Raw genomic sequence first — 15,801 nt, 5'->3', positions numbered from 1 at the left:
ATGTTACTGGCAATTGACGTAGGAAATACCAACATTACCATTGGAGTGTTTGATAAGGAAAAATTAATCACAACATTTCGTATGACAACAAAAATGCAGAGAACTTCTGATGAATACGGTATTACAATCATTGATTTATTAGAGCATAACGAGATTTCCCATAATGAAATCAAGGATGCCATCATTTCATCGGTAGTACCAAATGTCATGCATTCCCTCTGCAGTGGAATGATTAAATATTTTGAGATTCAGCCAATGGTGGTGGAGCCGGGCGTGAAGACAGGAATCCGTATCACATCCGAGAATCCGGCGCAGATTGGCGCGGATAGAATCGTAGACGCTGTAGGTGCATATGAGCTTTATGGCGGACCGGTTGTAGTAATCGACTATGGTACAGCAACCACCTATGACTTCGTCAATGGAAATGGAGATTTCTTCGCAGGAGTAACTTCCCCGGGAATCCGCATTTCTGCAAAGGCACTCTGGGAAGATGCCGCAAAGCTTCCGGAAATCGAGATTAAGAAACCGTCTACCATCCTTGCAAGAGAAACTATCAGCAGTATGCAGGCAGGACTGATATTCGGACAGATTGGACAGACAGAATATATCGTAAAAAATATGATAAAAGAATCCGGACTTAAGGATGTAAAAGTAGTTGCAACCGGCGGACTGGGTAAAATCATTGCAAATGAGACAAAATATATTCAGTACTACAATCCGACACTGACATTAGAAGGAATGCGTCTTATTTACGCAAAACAGAAACGATGAAACTGACAATAGGAAATGTAACACTTGATAATAATTTGATATTAGCACCAATGGCAGGGGTAACAGACCTGCCATTTCGTGTACTTTGCAAAGAACAGGGAGCAGGACTTATCTGCATGGAAATGGTCAGTGCTAAAGGCATTTATTATAATAATAAGAATACCGAGAGCCTGCTTGCCATTGATGAGCGGGAGCATCCGGTTTCCCTGCAGCTTTTTGGCTCCGACCCGGAAATTATGAGCGAGATGGCAAAGCGTATCGAGCATCGACCGTTTGATATTCTTGACATCAATATGGGATGTCCGGTGCCAAAGGTAGTCAATAATGGTGACGGCTCTGCACTGATGAAAAATCCGATTCTGGCAGGTGAAATCATCGAAAAAACAGCAAAAGCCATAAAGAAGCCTCTGACGGTAAAAATCAGAAAGGGCTTTGACGATGCCCATGTCAATGCGGTAGAAATGGCACATATTGCGGAAGAGTCCGGGGCAGCTGCCATTGCGGTGCATGGACGGACCAGGGAACAGTATTACTCCGGCAAAGCGGACTGGGAGATTATCCGGAAAGTGAAAGAAGCAGTAAAGATTCCGGTCATTGGAAATGGTGATATTTTTACCCCACAGGATGCGTACCGGATGCAGCAGGAAACCGGCTGTGACGGGCTGATGATAGCAAGGGGAGCACAGGGAAATCCGTGGATATTTGCACAGATTAACCATTTCTTAGAAACAGGTGAAGAACTGCCGAAGCCATCCGCCAAAGAAATGGTGGATATGGTGCTGCGTCATGCAAAGATGCAGATTGCCTTTAAGGGCGAATTTACCGGAATGCGGGAAATGCGTAAGCACGCAGCCTGGTACACCGGCGGCTACAAGCATGCATCCAGGCTTCGAAGCCTGCTCAATGAAGTGGAGACTTACGAACAGCTGGAGGAATTATTAGAAACCTTTGCATCATATAATGAAGCATGAAATGGTGGAAAAAATTAAAAAGTCTTTTACGCAGAAATAAAAGCAATCTGCAATCAGAAAACAGGAACAGCCGTCAGGAACAGAATAACTTTATTGAAAAAGAAATTTATTTTCCCTGCAATGCATTTTTTCGGAAAATAATCGAAGCAGTATTAGAGCAGAAAGACATTTCCTACCGGGACATGCGGCTGTTTGTCATTGATGCGGAAGCGGGGGAATATCTTCAGCAGGAGGAAGAACAGTATATGCTCCGGCAGCTTTATCCGGGACTTAATGTATATACGCTTTGCACCGGTCAGTCAGAACATCACCAAGGGGAAATAGAGTATCTCTATGAGGAACTGGGACTGATTGTAGAAGTGATTGGAAAAGAGGAAAATGCAATTCAAAAGGGAACCGGCCAGGAAGAGGGCAGACTGATACTGGATTTTGAAGCTGACGGAAGAATCCGGGAAGAATTTCTATCGGAAAAAAGTATCTATATTTCCATTTATAAAAGGAACTGGTATCAGCGGGCAAATCTTGACATTGAGGTACCTATTGGGTATAATATTATGATTGTTAAGGGAACCGGTTTTACAGGCTGTGAAGCGGTTTCAGATCGATTAGAGCGAGAATTTTATGCAGAATAGAAAATCTATAAAAGGAAGGGCTAATAAGCATGGATAAGAAAAACATTTTGACCTATCAGGGTTTACAGAAACTGGAAGACGAGTTACAGAATCTGAAAGTGGTCAGAAGAAAAGAAGTTGCACAGAAGATTAAAGAAGCAAGAGAGCAGGGAGACTTATCTGAGAACGCTGAGTATGATGCAGCAAAAGATGAGCAGCGTGATATCGAAGCAAGAATCGAACAGATCGAGAAAATCTTAAAGAATGCAGAAGTCGTAGTAGAAGAAGAAGTTGATTTAGACAAGATTAACATCGGATGTCAGGTAAAAATCCTTGATATGGAATTCGATGAGGAACTGGATTATAAAATTGTTGGTTCTACAGAGGCAAACAGCTTAAAGGGAAAGATTTCCAACGAGTCTCCGGTTGGTAAAGCATTAATCGGTGCCGGCGTTGGTGACGTAGTAGAAGTTGAGACCCAGATGGGTAACTTAAAATATAAAGTATTAGGAATCCAAAGATCAAACTAACAGATTAGGAGAACAAAGATGGCGGAACAGAAGAACGTACAGGAACAGGATATTAACCAGTTAATCAAGGTGCGCCGTGATAAGTTAAAAGAACTTCAGGAAAATGGAAAAGATCCGTTCCAGATAACCAAATATGATGTAACAAACCACAGCACAGATATCAAAGACGACTTTGATGCTTTTGAGGGAAAAGAGGTATCTATCGCAGGCCGTATGATGTTCAAACGTGTGATGGGAAAAGCTTCTTTCTGTAATGTACAGGATTTAAAGGGAAGCATCCAGACATATGTCGCAAGAGACGAAGTCGGAGAAGATTCCTATAAAGATTTCAAGAAATATGATATCGGAGATATTTTAGGAATCAAAGGAAAGGTATTTAAGACCAAGACCGGAGAAATCTCTATCCATGCATCTGAGGTAACTTTATTATCCAAGAGCTTACAGATTTTACCGGAGAAGTTCCACGGACTTACTGATACCGATATCAGATATCGTCAGCGTTATGTAGACCTTATCATGAATCAGGAATCCAAGCAGACTTTCATCAAACGTTCCCAGATTATCAAGGAAATCCGTAATTTCTTAGCTGGACGTGACTTCATGGAAGTTGAGACTCCTATGCTGGTTTCCAATGCAGGTGGAGCAGCCGCAAGACCGTTTGAAACACATTACAATGCATTAAATGAAGATGTAAAGCTCCGTATTTCTCTTGAGTTATACTTAAAGAGACTGATTGTTGGTGGCTTGGAGCGTGTTTACGAAATCGGACGGGTATTCCGTAACGAAGGTGTTGATACCCGCCATAATCCGGAATTTACATTGATGGAGTTATACCAGGCATACACTGATTATGAAGGCATGATGGAACTTACCGAGAGCATGTTCCGTTATCTTGCAGAAAAAGTATGCGGCACTACAAAGATTACTTACAATGGCATTGAAATCGACCTTGGAAAGCCTTTTGAGCGTCTGACCATGAACGATGCCATCAAGAAATATGCCGGCATCGATTTTGATACCGTAGCAGATGATGAAGCTGCAAAGGCGCTGGCAAGAGAACATCACATTGAATTCGAAGAGCGTCATACCAAGGGTGATATCATCAACCTCTTCTTCGAAGAATTCTGTGAGAAAGAACTGATTCAGCCGACCTTTATCATGGATCATCCGGTAGCAATTTCTCCGCTTACCAAGAAGAAACCGTCTGACCCAACCAAGGTAGAACGTTTTGAATTATTTATCAATACATGGGAAATGTGTAATGCATATTCCGAGTTAAATGACCCGATTGACCAGCGTGAGCGTTTTGCAGCACAGGATGCCGCATTCGAAGCCGGTGATGAGGAAGCAAACCATACCGACGAAGATTTCTTGAACGCACTGGAAATCGGAATGCCGCCTACCGGTGGAATCGGATATGGAATTGACCGTCTGGTTATGCTGTTGACAGATTCACCGGCAATCCGTGACGTATTGCTCTTCCCGACGATGAAGAGTCTTGATTCCGATAAAAAGGCAGCTAAGGCATCTAACAACAACGAAGTACAGGCTGCAGGCACTGCTTCTGCGCAGGCTGCAGAACCGGTTGAAAAGATTGACTTTTCCAACGTAAAGATTGAGCCTTTATTTGAGGAAGAAGTAGACTTCGATACATTCAGTAAGTCAGATTTCAGAGCTGTTAAGGTAAAAGAGTGTGTAGCAGTTCCTAAGTCAAAGAAACTGTTACAGTTCACACTTGATGACGGAACAGGCACAGACCGTACCATCCTTTCTGGCATTCATGCTTACTATGAGCCGGAAGAACTGGTTGGAAAGACACTGATCGCTATCACCAATCTTCCACCAAGAAAGATGATGGGAATCGAATCCTGTGGTATGTTACTTTCAGCAGTAAATAACCTTAAGGATTCAGAAGATGAAGAACTTCATCTTCTTATGGTTGATAACCATATTCCTGCTGGTGCAAAATTATATTAAGAATAAAAATAGATATTCCCCATCAGGTTACTGGTGGGGGATTTTGCCATAAAGGTAATGCATATGAATTGAGGTAGCGGGTATGGAAAAAGATCCATTTAAAGAATATCTGAAAGAGGCAGAACCAGATAAAGCAGGCAAAAGCTATGTCTGGAGCACAGCAATCGGACTTCAGGCTGTAGACGGACTGAAACCATCAAAATATTTGATTGATACTGCAATTCAGAACATTGAGGGTAAAATCACGATAAAGGAAGCACAGAGCCTTATTGACAGCTATTATGGGGAAAAACCTGTGCATTTTTCGGATGAGGAACGTACAGAAGAAGCGGATAAGGTATCTTCCCGTATTGCAGGGATACTTTCTGAAACAGCATTTTCCTTTTCTCCGAATGAATATATCTCTATCCATCGTAAACTTTTTCAGGGAATATATAAGCATGCCGGGAAAATCAGAGATTACAATATTACGAAAAAAGAGTGGGTACTTGATGGCACAACTGTAATGTATGGAAGTGCATCAGAATTGAGAGAGACGCTTGAATATGATTTTTCACAGGAAAGGGATTTCAGCTATAAAGGACTTTCGATGGATGAGATTATCCATCATCTTGCAGTGTTTGTTTCACGATTGTGGCAAATCCACATTTTCGGTGAGGGTAACACAAGGACAACGGCAGTATTCTTTATCAAGTATCTCGGGACACTTGGCTTTTCTGTAACAAATGATATATTTGCGGAAAATGCGTGGTATTTTAGAAATGCACTTGTCCGTGCAAATTATACGAATCTGCAAAAAGGCATTCACGAAACAACGGAGTATCTGGAAGCGTTTCTCAGAAATCTGCTCTTGAACGAGAAAAATGAGCTTCATAATCGAAATCTTCATATAAGTGGACTTTTGAACGAAGAAAAAGTGGACATTGGAGATTCGAAAGTGGATATTGAGAATGAAAAAGTGGACATTCAAGAAACAAAAGTGGATATTGAAAGTGTGCTTTCCGAAAAAGGTAGTGATTTTTCAGTAAAAACGACAGTTCATATTCATAGACTTTTTGAAAAGTTTGGCTTTGATGAGGTGTTTGGAAGAAGTGCAGTTATGGAGCTTCTTGAGCTAAAAGGTTCAGGTGCTTCAAAACTTCTTTCCAATTTGGTGCAGGCAGATATTATTGAACCAGTATCCGGTCACGGAAAAGGAAAATATAAATTTAAGATGTAATTTAACAGATTAAGTTCATTGAACAAAAATGCCTTTTTGGGCTATAATTTTCAATGAAAAAATGAGAGATATGTTGTACCAATGTTATGGGTTAAAGGATAAATAAATTGGACTATACTAAGATATTTCATGATAACTTAGACAATATTCAGAAAAAAGTGGAGCAGATAATAGAAATTTAGAATCGTTTAAAAATCTATCTAAAGAGGTGTTTGCACAATGCAGCACCTCTTTTTTTGCACAAATTTTTCATCATTTGCACACATACCGTGTTCTTGAAGTTGCCAGGGAAAGAGAGGTTCCGTTTCAGGCAACCAGATTGGAAACGAAAGAAGAAGCACAAAATGCTCCGACACCGGTTACAACCTATGCATTGTTTTATAATGGAGAATACCTTACGAATGAGCAGATGAATGATAAAAGATTTATAAAGCTTCTGGATGGGATGGAAAAATAAATGAGCAAATTCGAACTCTACTCTCCGTAGGTTGAGGATATTCATACGCTGAAATAGAATGGTGTCATGGATTGCAGTTACAGCAGGAAGAAGCCGTATCCACAGGGCAATGCAGAGGCGAGATTTAAAATGAATGGTGTGAAGATAGTCTATTTAAACTGCAATCAGAGTGGTCTGTTTTAGGAAGAAACGTCAAACCATGTGCTTACGAAATGTCTGCTGCTTTTTTGTTCTATAAGAAAATGCCATTACCAGAAAATGAATTATTTGAGAAAAATGGGAATAGAATAATGACAGAAGCAGCTGACTGTGCTAGAATATGCATGAAATGTATTACCAAAATATAAAGAAATTTAAAAAAATGGGAATAGGAGATAGTGATATGCAGTTTATGGTAAGGCAAAAGTATCTAGATGAATTGATTGAATTATATGGGACGCCAGATATAAAAGTAATCACGGGCATCAGACGGAGCGGCAAGTCTGTTTTGCTGCAGGAATTTATCACTTATCTGCAGTCGTTAGAGGAAAAGAGCAATATTGTAATGATAAACCTTCAGGAATTAGAGTTTGATCATTTACTGGAATATCATGCATTGCATAAGTATATCCTGGGTCAATATAAAGAAGGAATGAATAACGTATTATTGATTGATGAGGTTCAGATGTGCCCTCAGTTCGAACTTGCAATCAATAGTATTTATACAAAAGGAATCTATGATATTTATGTTACCGGATCAAATGCATTTTTGTTAAGTTCAGATCTGGCAACACTTTTTACTGGAAGAACGATGGAAATAAAGGTATATCCTTTTTCTTTTGTGGAATATCTGACTTATTATGGAATTACGGATGGGTATGATGATGCATTTGATCAGTATGTCCGAACCGGTGGTATGCCGGGAGCTTATGTATATAAGACAGAGGATAGACAGTATGATTATATCAGAGATGTGTATGGGACTATTCTTATAAGAGATTTGGTTGAGAAATATAGAATAAGAAATACATCAGAGTTTGCCAGTATATCTGAATTTATGATGGATAATATTGGCAACCTACTTTCTCCCAATAATATCTGCAAGACATTAAATAATGACCAAAGAGAGATTACCAGAAAGACAGTATCAAAATACATTGGTTATTTAGAGAACGCATTTCTATTTTATGAGGCAAAACGGTATGACCTAAAGGGGAAAAAATATCTCGAAAACAATAGTAAGTTTTATCTTTGTGATCCAGCATTTCAATATGCAGTCAATGGTACACGAAATATGGACTTTGGAAGGGTTTATGAGAATATTGTTTATCTGGAGTTACGAAGGAGAGGTTATGAGGTATATGTTGGTAAACTTTATAAAAAAGAAGTGGACTTTGTAGCAAAGAAACGAGACACACTGATATACATTCAGGTAAGTGACAATATTTCAGATGAAACAACATTTGAGAGGGAATATTCGCCATTGCTTGCAATACGAGATGCATATCCTAAGATGGTAATTGCAAGGACACATCATGAAACTTATGATTATCAGGGTGTGCAGGTGGTCGATATTTGCAGATGGCTGCGATGCAGATAGATGAATTCCAGTTTATATAATTAAGAAAATCGGGAGTCAACAGGACAAATCCTTTTTACAGGATCATCCTTGATGGAAATGTTTCCTGTCTGTGAAATTGCACGAAGCTAGGGTATTGAACAAGTGATATATAAGATATATAATCGCGGCGTTAGTGGATTGAATACAGATGAGTTTCTGGAAAATATCGATACATTGCTTTTAGATCTTGAGCCATCAAAGATATTTATCAATATCGGTACTAATGATATTACAAAAGAACGATTTGGAGATCAGTGGATGTTACATTTAATGGATAATATCTGTAGAATCATGGAAATTATCAAATTCCGTATTCCAGATGTGGAAATTTTTATCAGGGGGTTTTATCCTGCAAATCTTCACCTGCCATGGCAGACAGAACAATCAATCCAATGGATGAAACTCCGTACTCCTGAAAATCTTATATTATGTAATCATCGATTAAAAGAAATAGCAGAAAAATACGGTTGTCGTTACCTTGATTGTAATGAAGCACTTGTTGATGAACATGGTGAACAGAAATCGGAGTATGCCATTGATGGTGTACATATGTATGCAAATGGATATTTGAATGTTTTTAAGTTTTTAAAGCCTTATTTGTAATTCATGAAAGGGTTTTATTAGTGGAACAAAAAGTAAACAAATCGGAATTTTTTTAAGTAAATTACAACTCTACGGAGCATAGAAACCGCTAAAACTCACCATATTCTACGTTACGTGGGTGTAAATAAACAGTAGGAATTTATACAATGAATCCAGAAAGGAGGACACGAACCTATGGACCAAATTAAAATAGGTAAATTTATTGCTGAAGAAAGAAAAGCAAAAAAATATACTCAACGGGAATTGGCAGATAAGCTTAGTATCAGCGATAAAACAATCTCAAAATGGGAAAGGGGTAATGGTTTCCCAGAAGTATCATTGTTACTTCCACTTTGCAATGAACTAGAAATTACAGTAAATGAACTTCTATCTGGTGAAAGATTGCAAGCGATGGATTATAAAAAGAAAGCGGAGGAAAATATGGTGAATTTAGTGAAAGAAGCTCAAGAGAGTAAAAAGAAGATTATAATGTCTGCAATGGTTAGTGTTTTGGTAATTGTTGCAGCAGTACCTTTATTTGTTGTTGCGGGAATGTTTGAAATGCAGGTATGGACTAGAGTGCTATTGATGGGGATTGGATTTGTAATAATGGTAATGGGAATCGCTATTGCATGTGTATTAGATAGAGAAGCAGGAGCCTTTGAATGTCCTGAATGCAAGGAGCGATTTGTTCCTGATATGAAATCCTATGTTATGGGACCTCATACAATTACCAAAAGAAAGTTAACTTGTCCAAAATGTGGATGTACAAAATATTGCAAACATGTTTTAACCAGATAAGGTGAAACTTTCAGTAATACGCTCTGTTGATGTGCTGATTTTTCTACGATATACTCCTTCAAAAAGGAGTGTGCTCTTATGAGTAGAGAAATTTATGACATCATCAATGACATGGCAGAAGTATTAAATGCATCGCAGATGCAGAAACTACAAGAGGTGTTAGCAAAACGGTTATCTGAAAATACTGTATCTGATTATTTGCAGACAACGAATATGGACTTTCTAGATATGTTTTTAACTGCAAAGCATTTAGAAGGGTGTTCTGACAAAACAATACGCTATTATAGGTGTAATATTGAAAAGATGTTGGATACAATAAATATTCCGGTCATAAAGATAACGACCGAGATGCTACGAAAATATCTTGTAGAGTATCAAACGATAAATAATTGTGGAAAGGTAACTATTGATAATATTCGTAGAAGTCTTTCCACATTTTTTTCGTGGCTAGAGGAAGAGGACTATATTATAAAAAGCCCAATGAAAAGAATTCATAAGGTAAAGACTGCCGTTATTGTAAAAGATACCATTCCAGATGAGAAAATAGAAATTCTTAGAGATAATTGTAATAATCTGCGTGATAGGGCAATGATTGATTTTCTGCTTTCAACAGGAATTAGAGTAGGCGAATTGGTAAGGATGAACATTGATGATATAGATTTCTCTGAGCGGGAATGCGTGGTTTATGGCAAAGGAGACAAAGAGAGGAAAGCATATTTTGATGCTAAGACCAAAATTCATTTGTTGAATTATATTGAATCAAGGACAGATAATAATATAGCGTTATTTGTGTCGTTAAACAAACCACACAGTAGACTTACTTAAAGCGGTGTGGAGTTACGATTACGAGAAATGGGGAAGAAGTTAGGTGTAGAAAAGGTACACCCACATAAGTTTAGAAGGACGATGGCCACCAGAGCAATTGAGAAAGGTATGCCGATTGAACAGGTACAGAAAATTCTGGGACATGAGCAAATAGATACAACGCTCAGATATGCAATGGTTAATCAAAACAATGTGAAGCTATCGCATCGAAAATATATTTCATAGATTGACTTGTAACGCAAAAGACGTTACAATAAAAGAAAGATGGAGGTGTATTCTATGGGAAAAACAGCAACATTAAATATAAGAGTAAATCCAGATGTAAAAAAAAATGCAGAAAGTGTATTGGCACAATTAGGGATACCAATGGCTACTGCTATAGATATGTATTTAAAACAAATATCATTAGTAGGAGGAATTCCCTTTTCTATTGTATTACCAAAAGCAGCTAATTCAGTGAATGCAGATACGATGTCTGTTACACAGATTCATCAAAAGTTAGAAAAAGGATATGCCGATATAGAGAAAGGAAATGTTGAGGATGCAGCTAGTGCGTTTGTGGCATTTAGAGAGAGGCATTAATGAAGCAATATAAGGTAGAGATTACAAAAGAAGCTTTGCAGGATATGGAAGATATATACAATTATATTGCTATAGATTTGCTTGCTCCAGATAATGCAATGGGGCAATATAATAGCATTGCTGATGAAATACTTACATTAGACACTTTCCCAGAACGATTTAGGATTATGGATTCTGAGCCGGAAAAGAGAATGGAGTTGCGTAGAATGCTCGTCGATAATTATTCAGTGTTTTATACAATCCGTGACGAAAGGGTAATTGTAACGGATGTGTTATACACGGCATCTGATATAGAAGCACGTTTGAGAGGCGAGCTATAAAAGCACGCGTTTATTTGAAGTTTATGGAGGAATAAAGATGGATTGTTTAAGATGTAAAGAGGAAATGATTAAAGCAAAATTAAAAGGAGATGCAGTAGGTACGGTTGTTTATTTAACTAATAAGAAAAACGGTATCTTTGAGAATGAAAAGAATAGTACTGTTTCATGTTATGTATGTCCAAAATGTGGATATGTTGAATTGAATGCAGATAATGCGAAAAAATTGATTTGATAATTTCCACTTGAAACTTTCAGTAATACTGAGAAAATTAAAGAAAGTACAAAGCTCGCGAAGCTTTGAATTTACAGAACTACAAAGAAAGGATACATATTATGGAAGGAAGATTAATAGCATTTGTTATTTGGGTAATAATCGGCGTATTATTTATTGTAATGGGCATTTATGATTTTAATTCCAAGAAAGCAAAACCTTTCGGTTTTTGGGCAAATGCTGAGGTAGCGCCCATAGAAGATGTGAAAGGCTATAATCGTGCTTTGGGCATATTGTGGTGCGTGTATGGTGTTTTGTTTACGTTAATTGGATTGCCTTTATTAGATGGGCAGAATTCGGGTTTGATTATTATACCTATATTGGGTGCAATGCTTATTAGTATTGCGGCTATGGTAGCGTATGTAGTAGGTATTGAACCCAAATACCGCAAAAAGAAATAAATGGAAACTTTCAGTTTTCAGATGACGATTTTTAAAGGATTTAATAACTGTTATATCTTGTTATAAAAATCTCGTCGCCCCCTTGAAAATACTAAACTTTTCACTGGTATCCTTTCCATTACATCTTGTATCGTGTTATATCGTTTTCCCCTTGTTTATGAGTCCTCCTAAGGGAAAGAATGAGCTGGATGAGCGACCGATTATTGATATTTATCGGAAGATAGAGGAAGATGGTTATATGGAGATTGACATCTGTTTCCCATTAAAGACAAAATTATCATAAAAAAGTTATGTAAAAATGTGTAGAGATATCTGACTTGACAAATAAACGGCCGTTTACTACAAACAAAATGTAAACGGTCGTTTATTTTATGAACAGGAGGTTTGGGTATGTCAAAAACTACAAAGGAAGATATATTGATTGTTGCATTACATTTATTTGCGAGAGATGGATATGAAGCAGTTTCTGTCAGTCAGATTGCGGGGGAGCTTGGCATGACAAAAGGTGCATTGTATAGGCATTATGAGAGTAAGAGAGATATTTTTGAACATATTGTAAAAAAGATGGAGCAGGGGGATGGCGAACAGGCAGAATCACATGAAATGCCTGCTGATAAAAAGGAAAATGAACCGGAACAGTATGAAGAGATTTCTACGGACAATTTCGTGGAATACAGTAAATCTATGTTTTCGTATTGGACAGAAAATGATTTTGCATCGTCATTTCGAAAGATGCTTACGTTAGAGCAGTTTCGGAATGAGGAGATGCAGGCATTGTATCAGCAGTATCTTGTGTCTGGTCCGGCAGAATATGTGAAGGATTTATTCAAGAGCATGGGGATAGTGGAGGCAGATAAAAAAGCAACCATGTTTTATTCCATCATGTTTTTCTACTATAGTCTGTATGATGGAGCAAAGGATAAAACAAGAATAAAAGAGCGGTTTGAAAAAAGTATTAGCAGCATTATATAAAGAAGTGGAGAAAAAGAAAATGAAGGAAAATATTATCATTCGATTGGAAAGAGAAAATGAATACCATGAGGTAGAAAATCTGGTAAGGGAGAGTTTCTGGAATGTGTATCGACCAGGCTGTCTGGAGCATTATGTACTCCACAAACTTCGCAATGATCCCGCATTTGTTCCGGAACTGGATTTTGTCATGACATTAGATGGACAGTTAATTGGACAGAACATGTTTATGAAGGCTGTGATTGCAGCCGATGATGGCAGAAGTATTCCCATTATGACTATGGGACCGATCTGTATTGCACCGAAGCTTAAAAGGAAGGGTTATGGAAAGATTTTACTGGATTATTCTTTAGAAAAAGCAAAAGAGCTTGGATGCGGAGCACTATGTTTTGAAGGAAATATTGATTTTTATGGAAAAAGCGGATTCAGACAGGCGAGTGAGTTTGGCATCCGCTATCATGGATTGCCGGAAGGCGAGGATGCATCTTTTTTTCTGTGCGAAGAACTGATACCGGGATATCTTAATGGAATTACAGGAGAGTATGCACCTCCGGCAGGGTATCTGGTAAATGAAAAGGAAGCGGAGGCATTTGATAGAGAGTTCCCGTATATGGAGAAGGAAAAACTTCCGGGACAGATTTTCTAAAATGTAGCAAACTTCATCAAATCTTTATTTTTCCCTGATAGATTATATTTCAGTAAGAAATAAAATATAGAAGGAAGGATAGAAAAGATGGAAATGATGTTGCAGACACAAAATCTATGTAAATATTTTAAAAAGCAGAAAGCGGTAAATAATGTTTCACTCAATATAGAAAAAGGACAGATTTATGGACTGCTTGGACCGAATGGCGCTGGTAAATCTACCACGTTGAAAATGTTGACCGGTATGATGAAACCCACTGCAGGAAAGATTTACTTTGATGGAAAACTTTGGGATAGGAAAGATTTATCAAAAATAGGAGCGTTAATTGAGAATCCGCCTATTTATGAAAATCTTTCCGCCAGAGAGAATTTGAAGGTAAGACAATTATTGCTTGGTACAGATGAAAACAGAATTGATGCGGTCTTGCAGATTGTATCACTTACAAACACCGGAAAGAAGAAAGCAGGACAGTTTTCTTTGGGGATGAAGCAAAGACTAGGCATTGCAATGGCATTGCTTGGAGAACCGGAACTTTTGATATTGGATGAACCTACGAATGGATTAGATCCAATAGGCATCGAGGAATTACGAGAGCTGATCCGGTCTTTTCCGGAACAGGGAATCACTGTAATTCTCTCCAGTCATATTCTCTCAGAGGTACAGTTACTTGCAGATAAAGTCGGGATTATTTCAGGTGGAATCTTAGGATACGAAGGAGCATTAAAGCAGGGAGATAATCTTGAAGATTTGTTTATGAATGTGGTAAGAAAAAACCAGAAAGCAGGTGAAATCCATGGTTAATATTATAAAAGCAGAACATCAAAAAGCCAAAAGAACCATGCGAAAAAAGTTTATCTGGGGATTTCCTCTTCTTACATTTGTCATGGCATTTATATTTACTCTTGGGATGACAAATGCTTATGCAGAAAGTGTTTGGAACTGGTGGTATACACTTTTGCTGCCGGGGATGATTGCTCTATTTTGTTATCTTTCTGTAGCGCAGGAGAAAAAGATAAAATACTATCATTTAATGACCATTCCCACAGACAGAAGAAAATTGTTGCTGGGGAAAATTATTTATATTGGGTACATGATTTTGTTTTCTAATGTGATTGTGTTTGCAGGAGCAACGCTTGGAGGCTTTCTTCTAACGACACATGTTCCAGTTGGAGGAGCGTTGATTGCAGTATTGTTTCTGACGGTTTCTGAGTTATGGGAGATTCCGGTAGCTTTGTTTTTAAGCGAACGCTTTGGAATGATTGTAAACCTGTTCGTCTGTCTGTTTATTACCGTCAGCGGTGTGGTAATATCACAAACCAGGATCTGGTATGTACTTGTTTCGGCAATCTCTATGCGAATGATGTGTCCGTTACTTCATATTTTACCGAATGGTCTTGCGGCAGAATCGGGGAATCCATTTTTGAATACGGGAGTCATTGCTCCGGGGATCTGCCTCTCAATGATCTGGTTTGTTCTTGCAACGCTTTTGTTTCTGAAATGGTTTGAGAGAAGAGAGGTGAGATAGGATGCTTGGAAGATCTCTGAATGCAGACTTGCGAAAGATGAAAGGAACATCTGTGATTCTGGCACACGTACTGATTCCGATTCTAACCAGCGTTATATTTTTAGTGTATTACCTTTTTTCACCATGGAATGAAAATATGAAAGTGATTGCATTTTATCAGGCAATAGGAGCAGGACTTCCAGTACTTGTTGGAATTTTTACAGCAAGTGTGATGGAGCAGGAACAAAATGCAGGTGATTTTCAAAATCTGTTGTCTTTACCGGATAAACCTGCAGCATTTTTATCGAAACTGTTGATGCTACTGGTTTTGTGTCTGTGCTCTATCCTATTGACAGCAATCATATTCGGAATTGGATTTGGAAGAATCGCATCAAGCGATATCGAAATCATGAAAGGATGTATATTTGCAGCATTGCTACTGTGGGGAAGCAGTGTTCCACTTTATCTGTGGCAGCTGATTCTGGCTTTTCAGTTTGGAAAAGGGGTATCCATTGGAGCAGGGATTATATCAGGACTAATTAGTGCATTGATGCTTACCGGACTTGGAGATTATGTGTGGAAATATGTATTTGTCTGCTGGACGGGTAGAGTACCATATACTTATCTGCAATCTGTATTGGGAGAAACTAGTGTAGGTGAATGGTTGTCATTCATACCAGGTTGCTTAATATTTACAGTGATTAGTATGGTATACTATTTTTGGTGGGTAAACCACTGGGAAGGAAACAGAATATCGGAATAGA

The 15,801-nt window shown here is 38.2% G+C and carries 18 protein-coding genes and 2 pseudogenes; all 20 read left to right on the top strand.

From position 1 onward, the window contains the following. The 20 genes and pseudogenes from DWX96_RS12290 to DWX96_RS12195 all read left to right on the top strand — a co-directional run bounded on the left by DWX96_RS12290 (position 1) and on the right by DWX96_RS12195 (position 15,800). Positions 1-771, top strand: a complete 771-nt coding sequence (locus DWX96_RS12290) for a type III pantothenate kinase (protein ID WP_118057615.1) — start codon at positions 1-3, stop codon at positions 769-771. Next, entirely contained in the window at positions 768-1,742 is a 975-nt protein-coding gene (gene dusB / locus DWX96_RS12285; RefSeq protein WP_117947315.1) for a tRNA dihydrouridine synthase DusB, read from the top strand. Before DWX96_RS12290 ends, dusB begins: the two co-directional genes overlap by 4 nt. Further along, positions 1,739-2,374, top strand: coding sequence for a hypothetical protein (locus DWX96_RS12280; RefSeq protein ID WP_118057616.1), 636 nt, complete (start codon positions 1,739-1,741; stop codon positions 2,372-2,374). The genes dusB and DWX96_RS12280 overlap by 4 nt, the downstream gene beginning before the upstream one ends. A 29-nt stretch (positions 2,375-2,403) precedes the next feature. Next, positions 2,404-2,883 carry a transcription elongation factor GreA gene (greA, locus tag DWX96_RS12275; protein ID WP_117698121.1) on the top strand — a complete coding sequence of 160 codons (480 nt, stop codon included), beginning with the start codon at positions 2,404-2,406 and terminating at the stop codon, positions 2,881-2,883. 18 nt (positions 2,884-2,901) lie between these two features. After that, positions 2,902-4,860 (top strand): lysine--tRNA ligase, encoded by a 1,959-nt coding sequence (lysS, locus tag DWX96_RS12270; protein WP_118057617.1) that lies wholly within the window; start codon positions 2,902-2,904, stop codon positions 4,858-4,860. Between the two features lie 82 nt (positions 4,861-4,942). Then, positions 4,943-6,079 (top strand): Fic family protein, encoded by a 1,137-nt coding sequence (locus DWX96_RS12265; protein ID WP_118057618.1) that lies wholly within the window; start codon positions 4,943-4,945, stop codon positions 6,077-6,079. Between the two features lie 277 nt (positions 6,080-6,356). Beyond that, positions 6,357-6,536, top strand: a pseudogene (locus tag DWX96_RS14765) (YoaP domain-containing protein); the annotation flags it as partial. 382 nt (positions 6,537-6,918) lie between these two features. Continuing rightward, positions 6,919-8,115, top strand: a complete 1,197-nt coding sequence (locus DWX96_RS12255; RefSeq protein ID WP_118057619.1) for an ATP-binding protein — start codon at positions 6,919-6,921, stop codon at positions 8,113-8,115. Positions 8,116-8,238: 123 nt separating this feature from the next. Further along, positions 8,239-8,739 (top strand): GDSL-type esterase/lipase family protein, encoded by a 501-nt coding sequence (locus DWX96_RS12250; protein WP_330416190.1) that lies wholly within the window; start codon positions 8,239-8,241, stop codon positions 8,737-8,739. Between the two features lie 174 nt (positions 8,740-8,913). Further along, entirely contained in the window at positions 8,914-9,519 is a 606-nt protein-coding gene (locus tag DWX96_RS12245) for a helix-turn-helix domain-containing protein (protein ID WP_118057620.1), read from the top strand. 78 nt (positions 9,520-9,597) lie between these two features. After that, positions 9,598-10,569 (top strand): annotated as a pseudogene (gene xerA, locus DWX96_RS12240) (site-specific tyrosine recombinase/integron integrase). A 54-nt stretch (positions 10,570-10,623) separates the two neighbouring features. After that, a complete protein-coding gene (locus DWX96_RS12235; RefSeq protein WP_199535179.1) occupies positions 10,624-10,926 on the top strand; it encodes a type II toxin-antitoxin system RelB/DinJ family antitoxin in 303 nt (100 codons plus the stop codon). Next, complete coding sequence (locus DWX96_RS12230; RefSeq protein ID WP_117947874.1) at positions 10,926-11,246, top strand: type II toxin-antitoxin system RelE/ParE family toxin; 321 nt, start codon at positions 10,926-10,928, stop codon at positions 11,244-11,246. The genes DWX96_RS12235 and DWX96_RS12230 overlap by 1 nt, the downstream gene beginning before the upstream one ends. A 37-nt stretch (positions 11,247-11,283) precedes the next feature. Then, positions 11,284-11,478, top strand: coding sequence for a hypothetical protein (locus DWX96_RS12225; RefSeq protein ID WP_117691176.1), 195 nt, complete (start codon positions 11,284-11,286; stop codon positions 11,476-11,478). 101 nt (positions 11,479-11,579) lie between these two features. Beyond that, positions 11,580-11,918, top strand: coding sequence for a hypothetical protein (locus DWX96_RS12220; RefSeq protein ID WP_117684373.1), 339 nt, complete (start codon positions 11,580-11,582; stop codon positions 11,916-11,918). A gap of 390 nt (positions 11,919-12,308) precedes the next feature. Continuing rightward, on the top strand, positions 12,309-12,890 hold the full coding sequence (locus tag DWX96_RS12215) for a TetR/AcrR family transcriptional regulator (protein ID WP_118057622.1): 582 nt from the start codon (positions 12,309-12,311) through the stop codon (positions 12,888-12,890). Positions 12,891-12,909: 19 nt separating this feature from the next. After that, positions 12,910-13,533, top strand: coding sequence for a GNAT family N-acetyltransferase (locus tag DWX96_RS12210; RefSeq protein WP_117697445.1), 624 nt, complete (start codon positions 12,910-12,912; stop codon positions 13,531-13,533). Positions 13,534-13,620: 87 nt separating this feature from the next. After that, the gene (locus DWX96_RS12205) at positions 13,621-14,334 is read left to right on the top strand and encodes a lantibiotic protection ABC transporter ATP-binding protein (protein ID WP_117697413.1); all 714 of its coding nucleotides are present in this window, start codon (positions 13,621-13,623) and stop codon (positions 14,332-14,334) included. Further along, positions 14,327-15,058 (top strand): lantibiotic immunity ABC transporter MutE/EpiE family permease subunit, encoded by a 732-nt coding sequence (locus DWX96_RS12200; RefSeq protein ID WP_118057623.1) that lies wholly within the window; start codon positions 14,327-14,329, stop codon positions 15,056-15,058. Before DWX96_RS12205 ends, DWX96_RS12200 begins: the two co-directional genes overlap by 8 nt. 1 nt (position 15,059) lies before the next feature. After that, entirely contained in the window at positions 15,060-15,800 is a 741-nt protein-coding gene (locus tag DWX96_RS12195; protein WP_118057624.1) for a lantibiotic immunity ABC transporter MutG family permease subunit, read from the top strand. The last annotated feature ends 1 nt before the right edge of the window (position 15,801 follow it).

The sequence above is a fragment of the Roseburia sp. AF22-2LB genome (assembly GCF_003461125.1).
Lineage (GTDB): Bacteria > Bacillota > Clostridia > Lachnospirales > Lachnospiraceae > Roseburia_C > Roseburia_C amylophila.
Note: the sequence above shows the minus strand (reverse complement) of the source record. Positions and strands in the feature narration are given on the sequence as shown.

Bases quoted from the DNA above. Each gene is read 5' to 3' on its own strand.
- DWX96_RS12290 (WP_118057615.1), top strand. From the start codon at position 1: ATGTTACTGGCAATTGACGTAGGAAATACCAACATTACCATTGGAGTG.
- dusB (WP_117947315.1), top strand. From the start codon at position 768: ATGAAACTGACAATAGGAAATGTAACACTTGATAATAATTTGATATTA.
- DWX96_RS12280 (WP_118057616.1), top strand. From the start codon at position 1,739: ATGAAATGGTGGAAAAAATTAAAAAGTCTTTTACGCAGAAATAAAAGC.
- greA (WP_117698121.1), top strand. From the start codon at position 2,404: ATGGATAAGAAAAACATTTTGACCTATCAGGGTTTACAGAAACTGGAA.
- lysS (WP_118057617.1), top strand. From the start codon at position 2,902: ATGGCGGAACAGAAGAACGTACAGGAACAGGATATTAACCAGTTAATC.
- DWX96_RS12265 (WP_118057618.1), top strand. From the start codon at position 4,943: ATGGAAAAAGATCCATTTAAAGAATATCTGAAAGAGGCAGAACCAGAT.
- DWX96_RS12255 (WP_118057619.1), top strand. From the start codon at position 6,919: ATGCAGTTTATGGTAAGGCAAAAGTATCTAGATGAATTGATTGAATTA.
- DWX96_RS12245 (WP_118057620.1), top strand. From the start codon at position 8,914: ATGGACCAAATTAAAATAGGTAAATTTATTGCTGAAGAAAGAAAAGCA.
- DWX96_RS12235 (WP_199535179.1), top strand. From the start codon at position 10,624: ATGGGAAAAACAGCAACATTAAATATAAGAGTAAATCCAGATGTAAAA.
- DWX96_RS12230 (WP_117947874.1), top strand. From the start codon at position 10,926: ATGAAGCAATATAAGGTAGAGATTACAAAAGAAGCTTTGCAGGATATG.
- DWX96_RS12225 (WP_117691176.1), top strand. From the start codon at position 11,284: ATGGATTGTTTAAGATGTAAAGAGGAAATGATTAAAGCAAAATTAAAA.
- DWX96_RS12220 (WP_117684373.1), top strand. From the start codon at position 11,580: ATGGAAGGAAGATTAATAGCATTTGTTATTTGGGTAATAATCGGCGTA.
- DWX96_RS12215 (WP_118057622.1), top strand. From the start codon at position 12,309: ATGTCAAAAACTACAAAGGAAGATATATTGATTGTTGCATTACATTTA.
- DWX96_RS12210 (WP_117697445.1), top strand. From the start codon at position 12,910: ATGAAGGAAAATATTATCATTCGATTGGAAAGAGAAAATGAATACCAT.
- DWX96_RS12205 (WP_117697413.1), top strand. From the start codon at position 13,621: ATGGAAATGATGTTGCAGACACAAAATCTATGTAAATATTTTAAAAAG.
- DWX96_RS12200 (WP_118057623.1), top strand. From the start codon at position 14,327: ATGGTTAATATTATAAAAGCAGAACATCAAAAAGCCAAAAGAACCATG.
- DWX96_RS12195 (WP_118057624.1), top strand. From the start codon at position 15,060: ATGCTTGGAAGATCTCTGAATGCAGACTTGCGAAAGATGAAAGGAACA.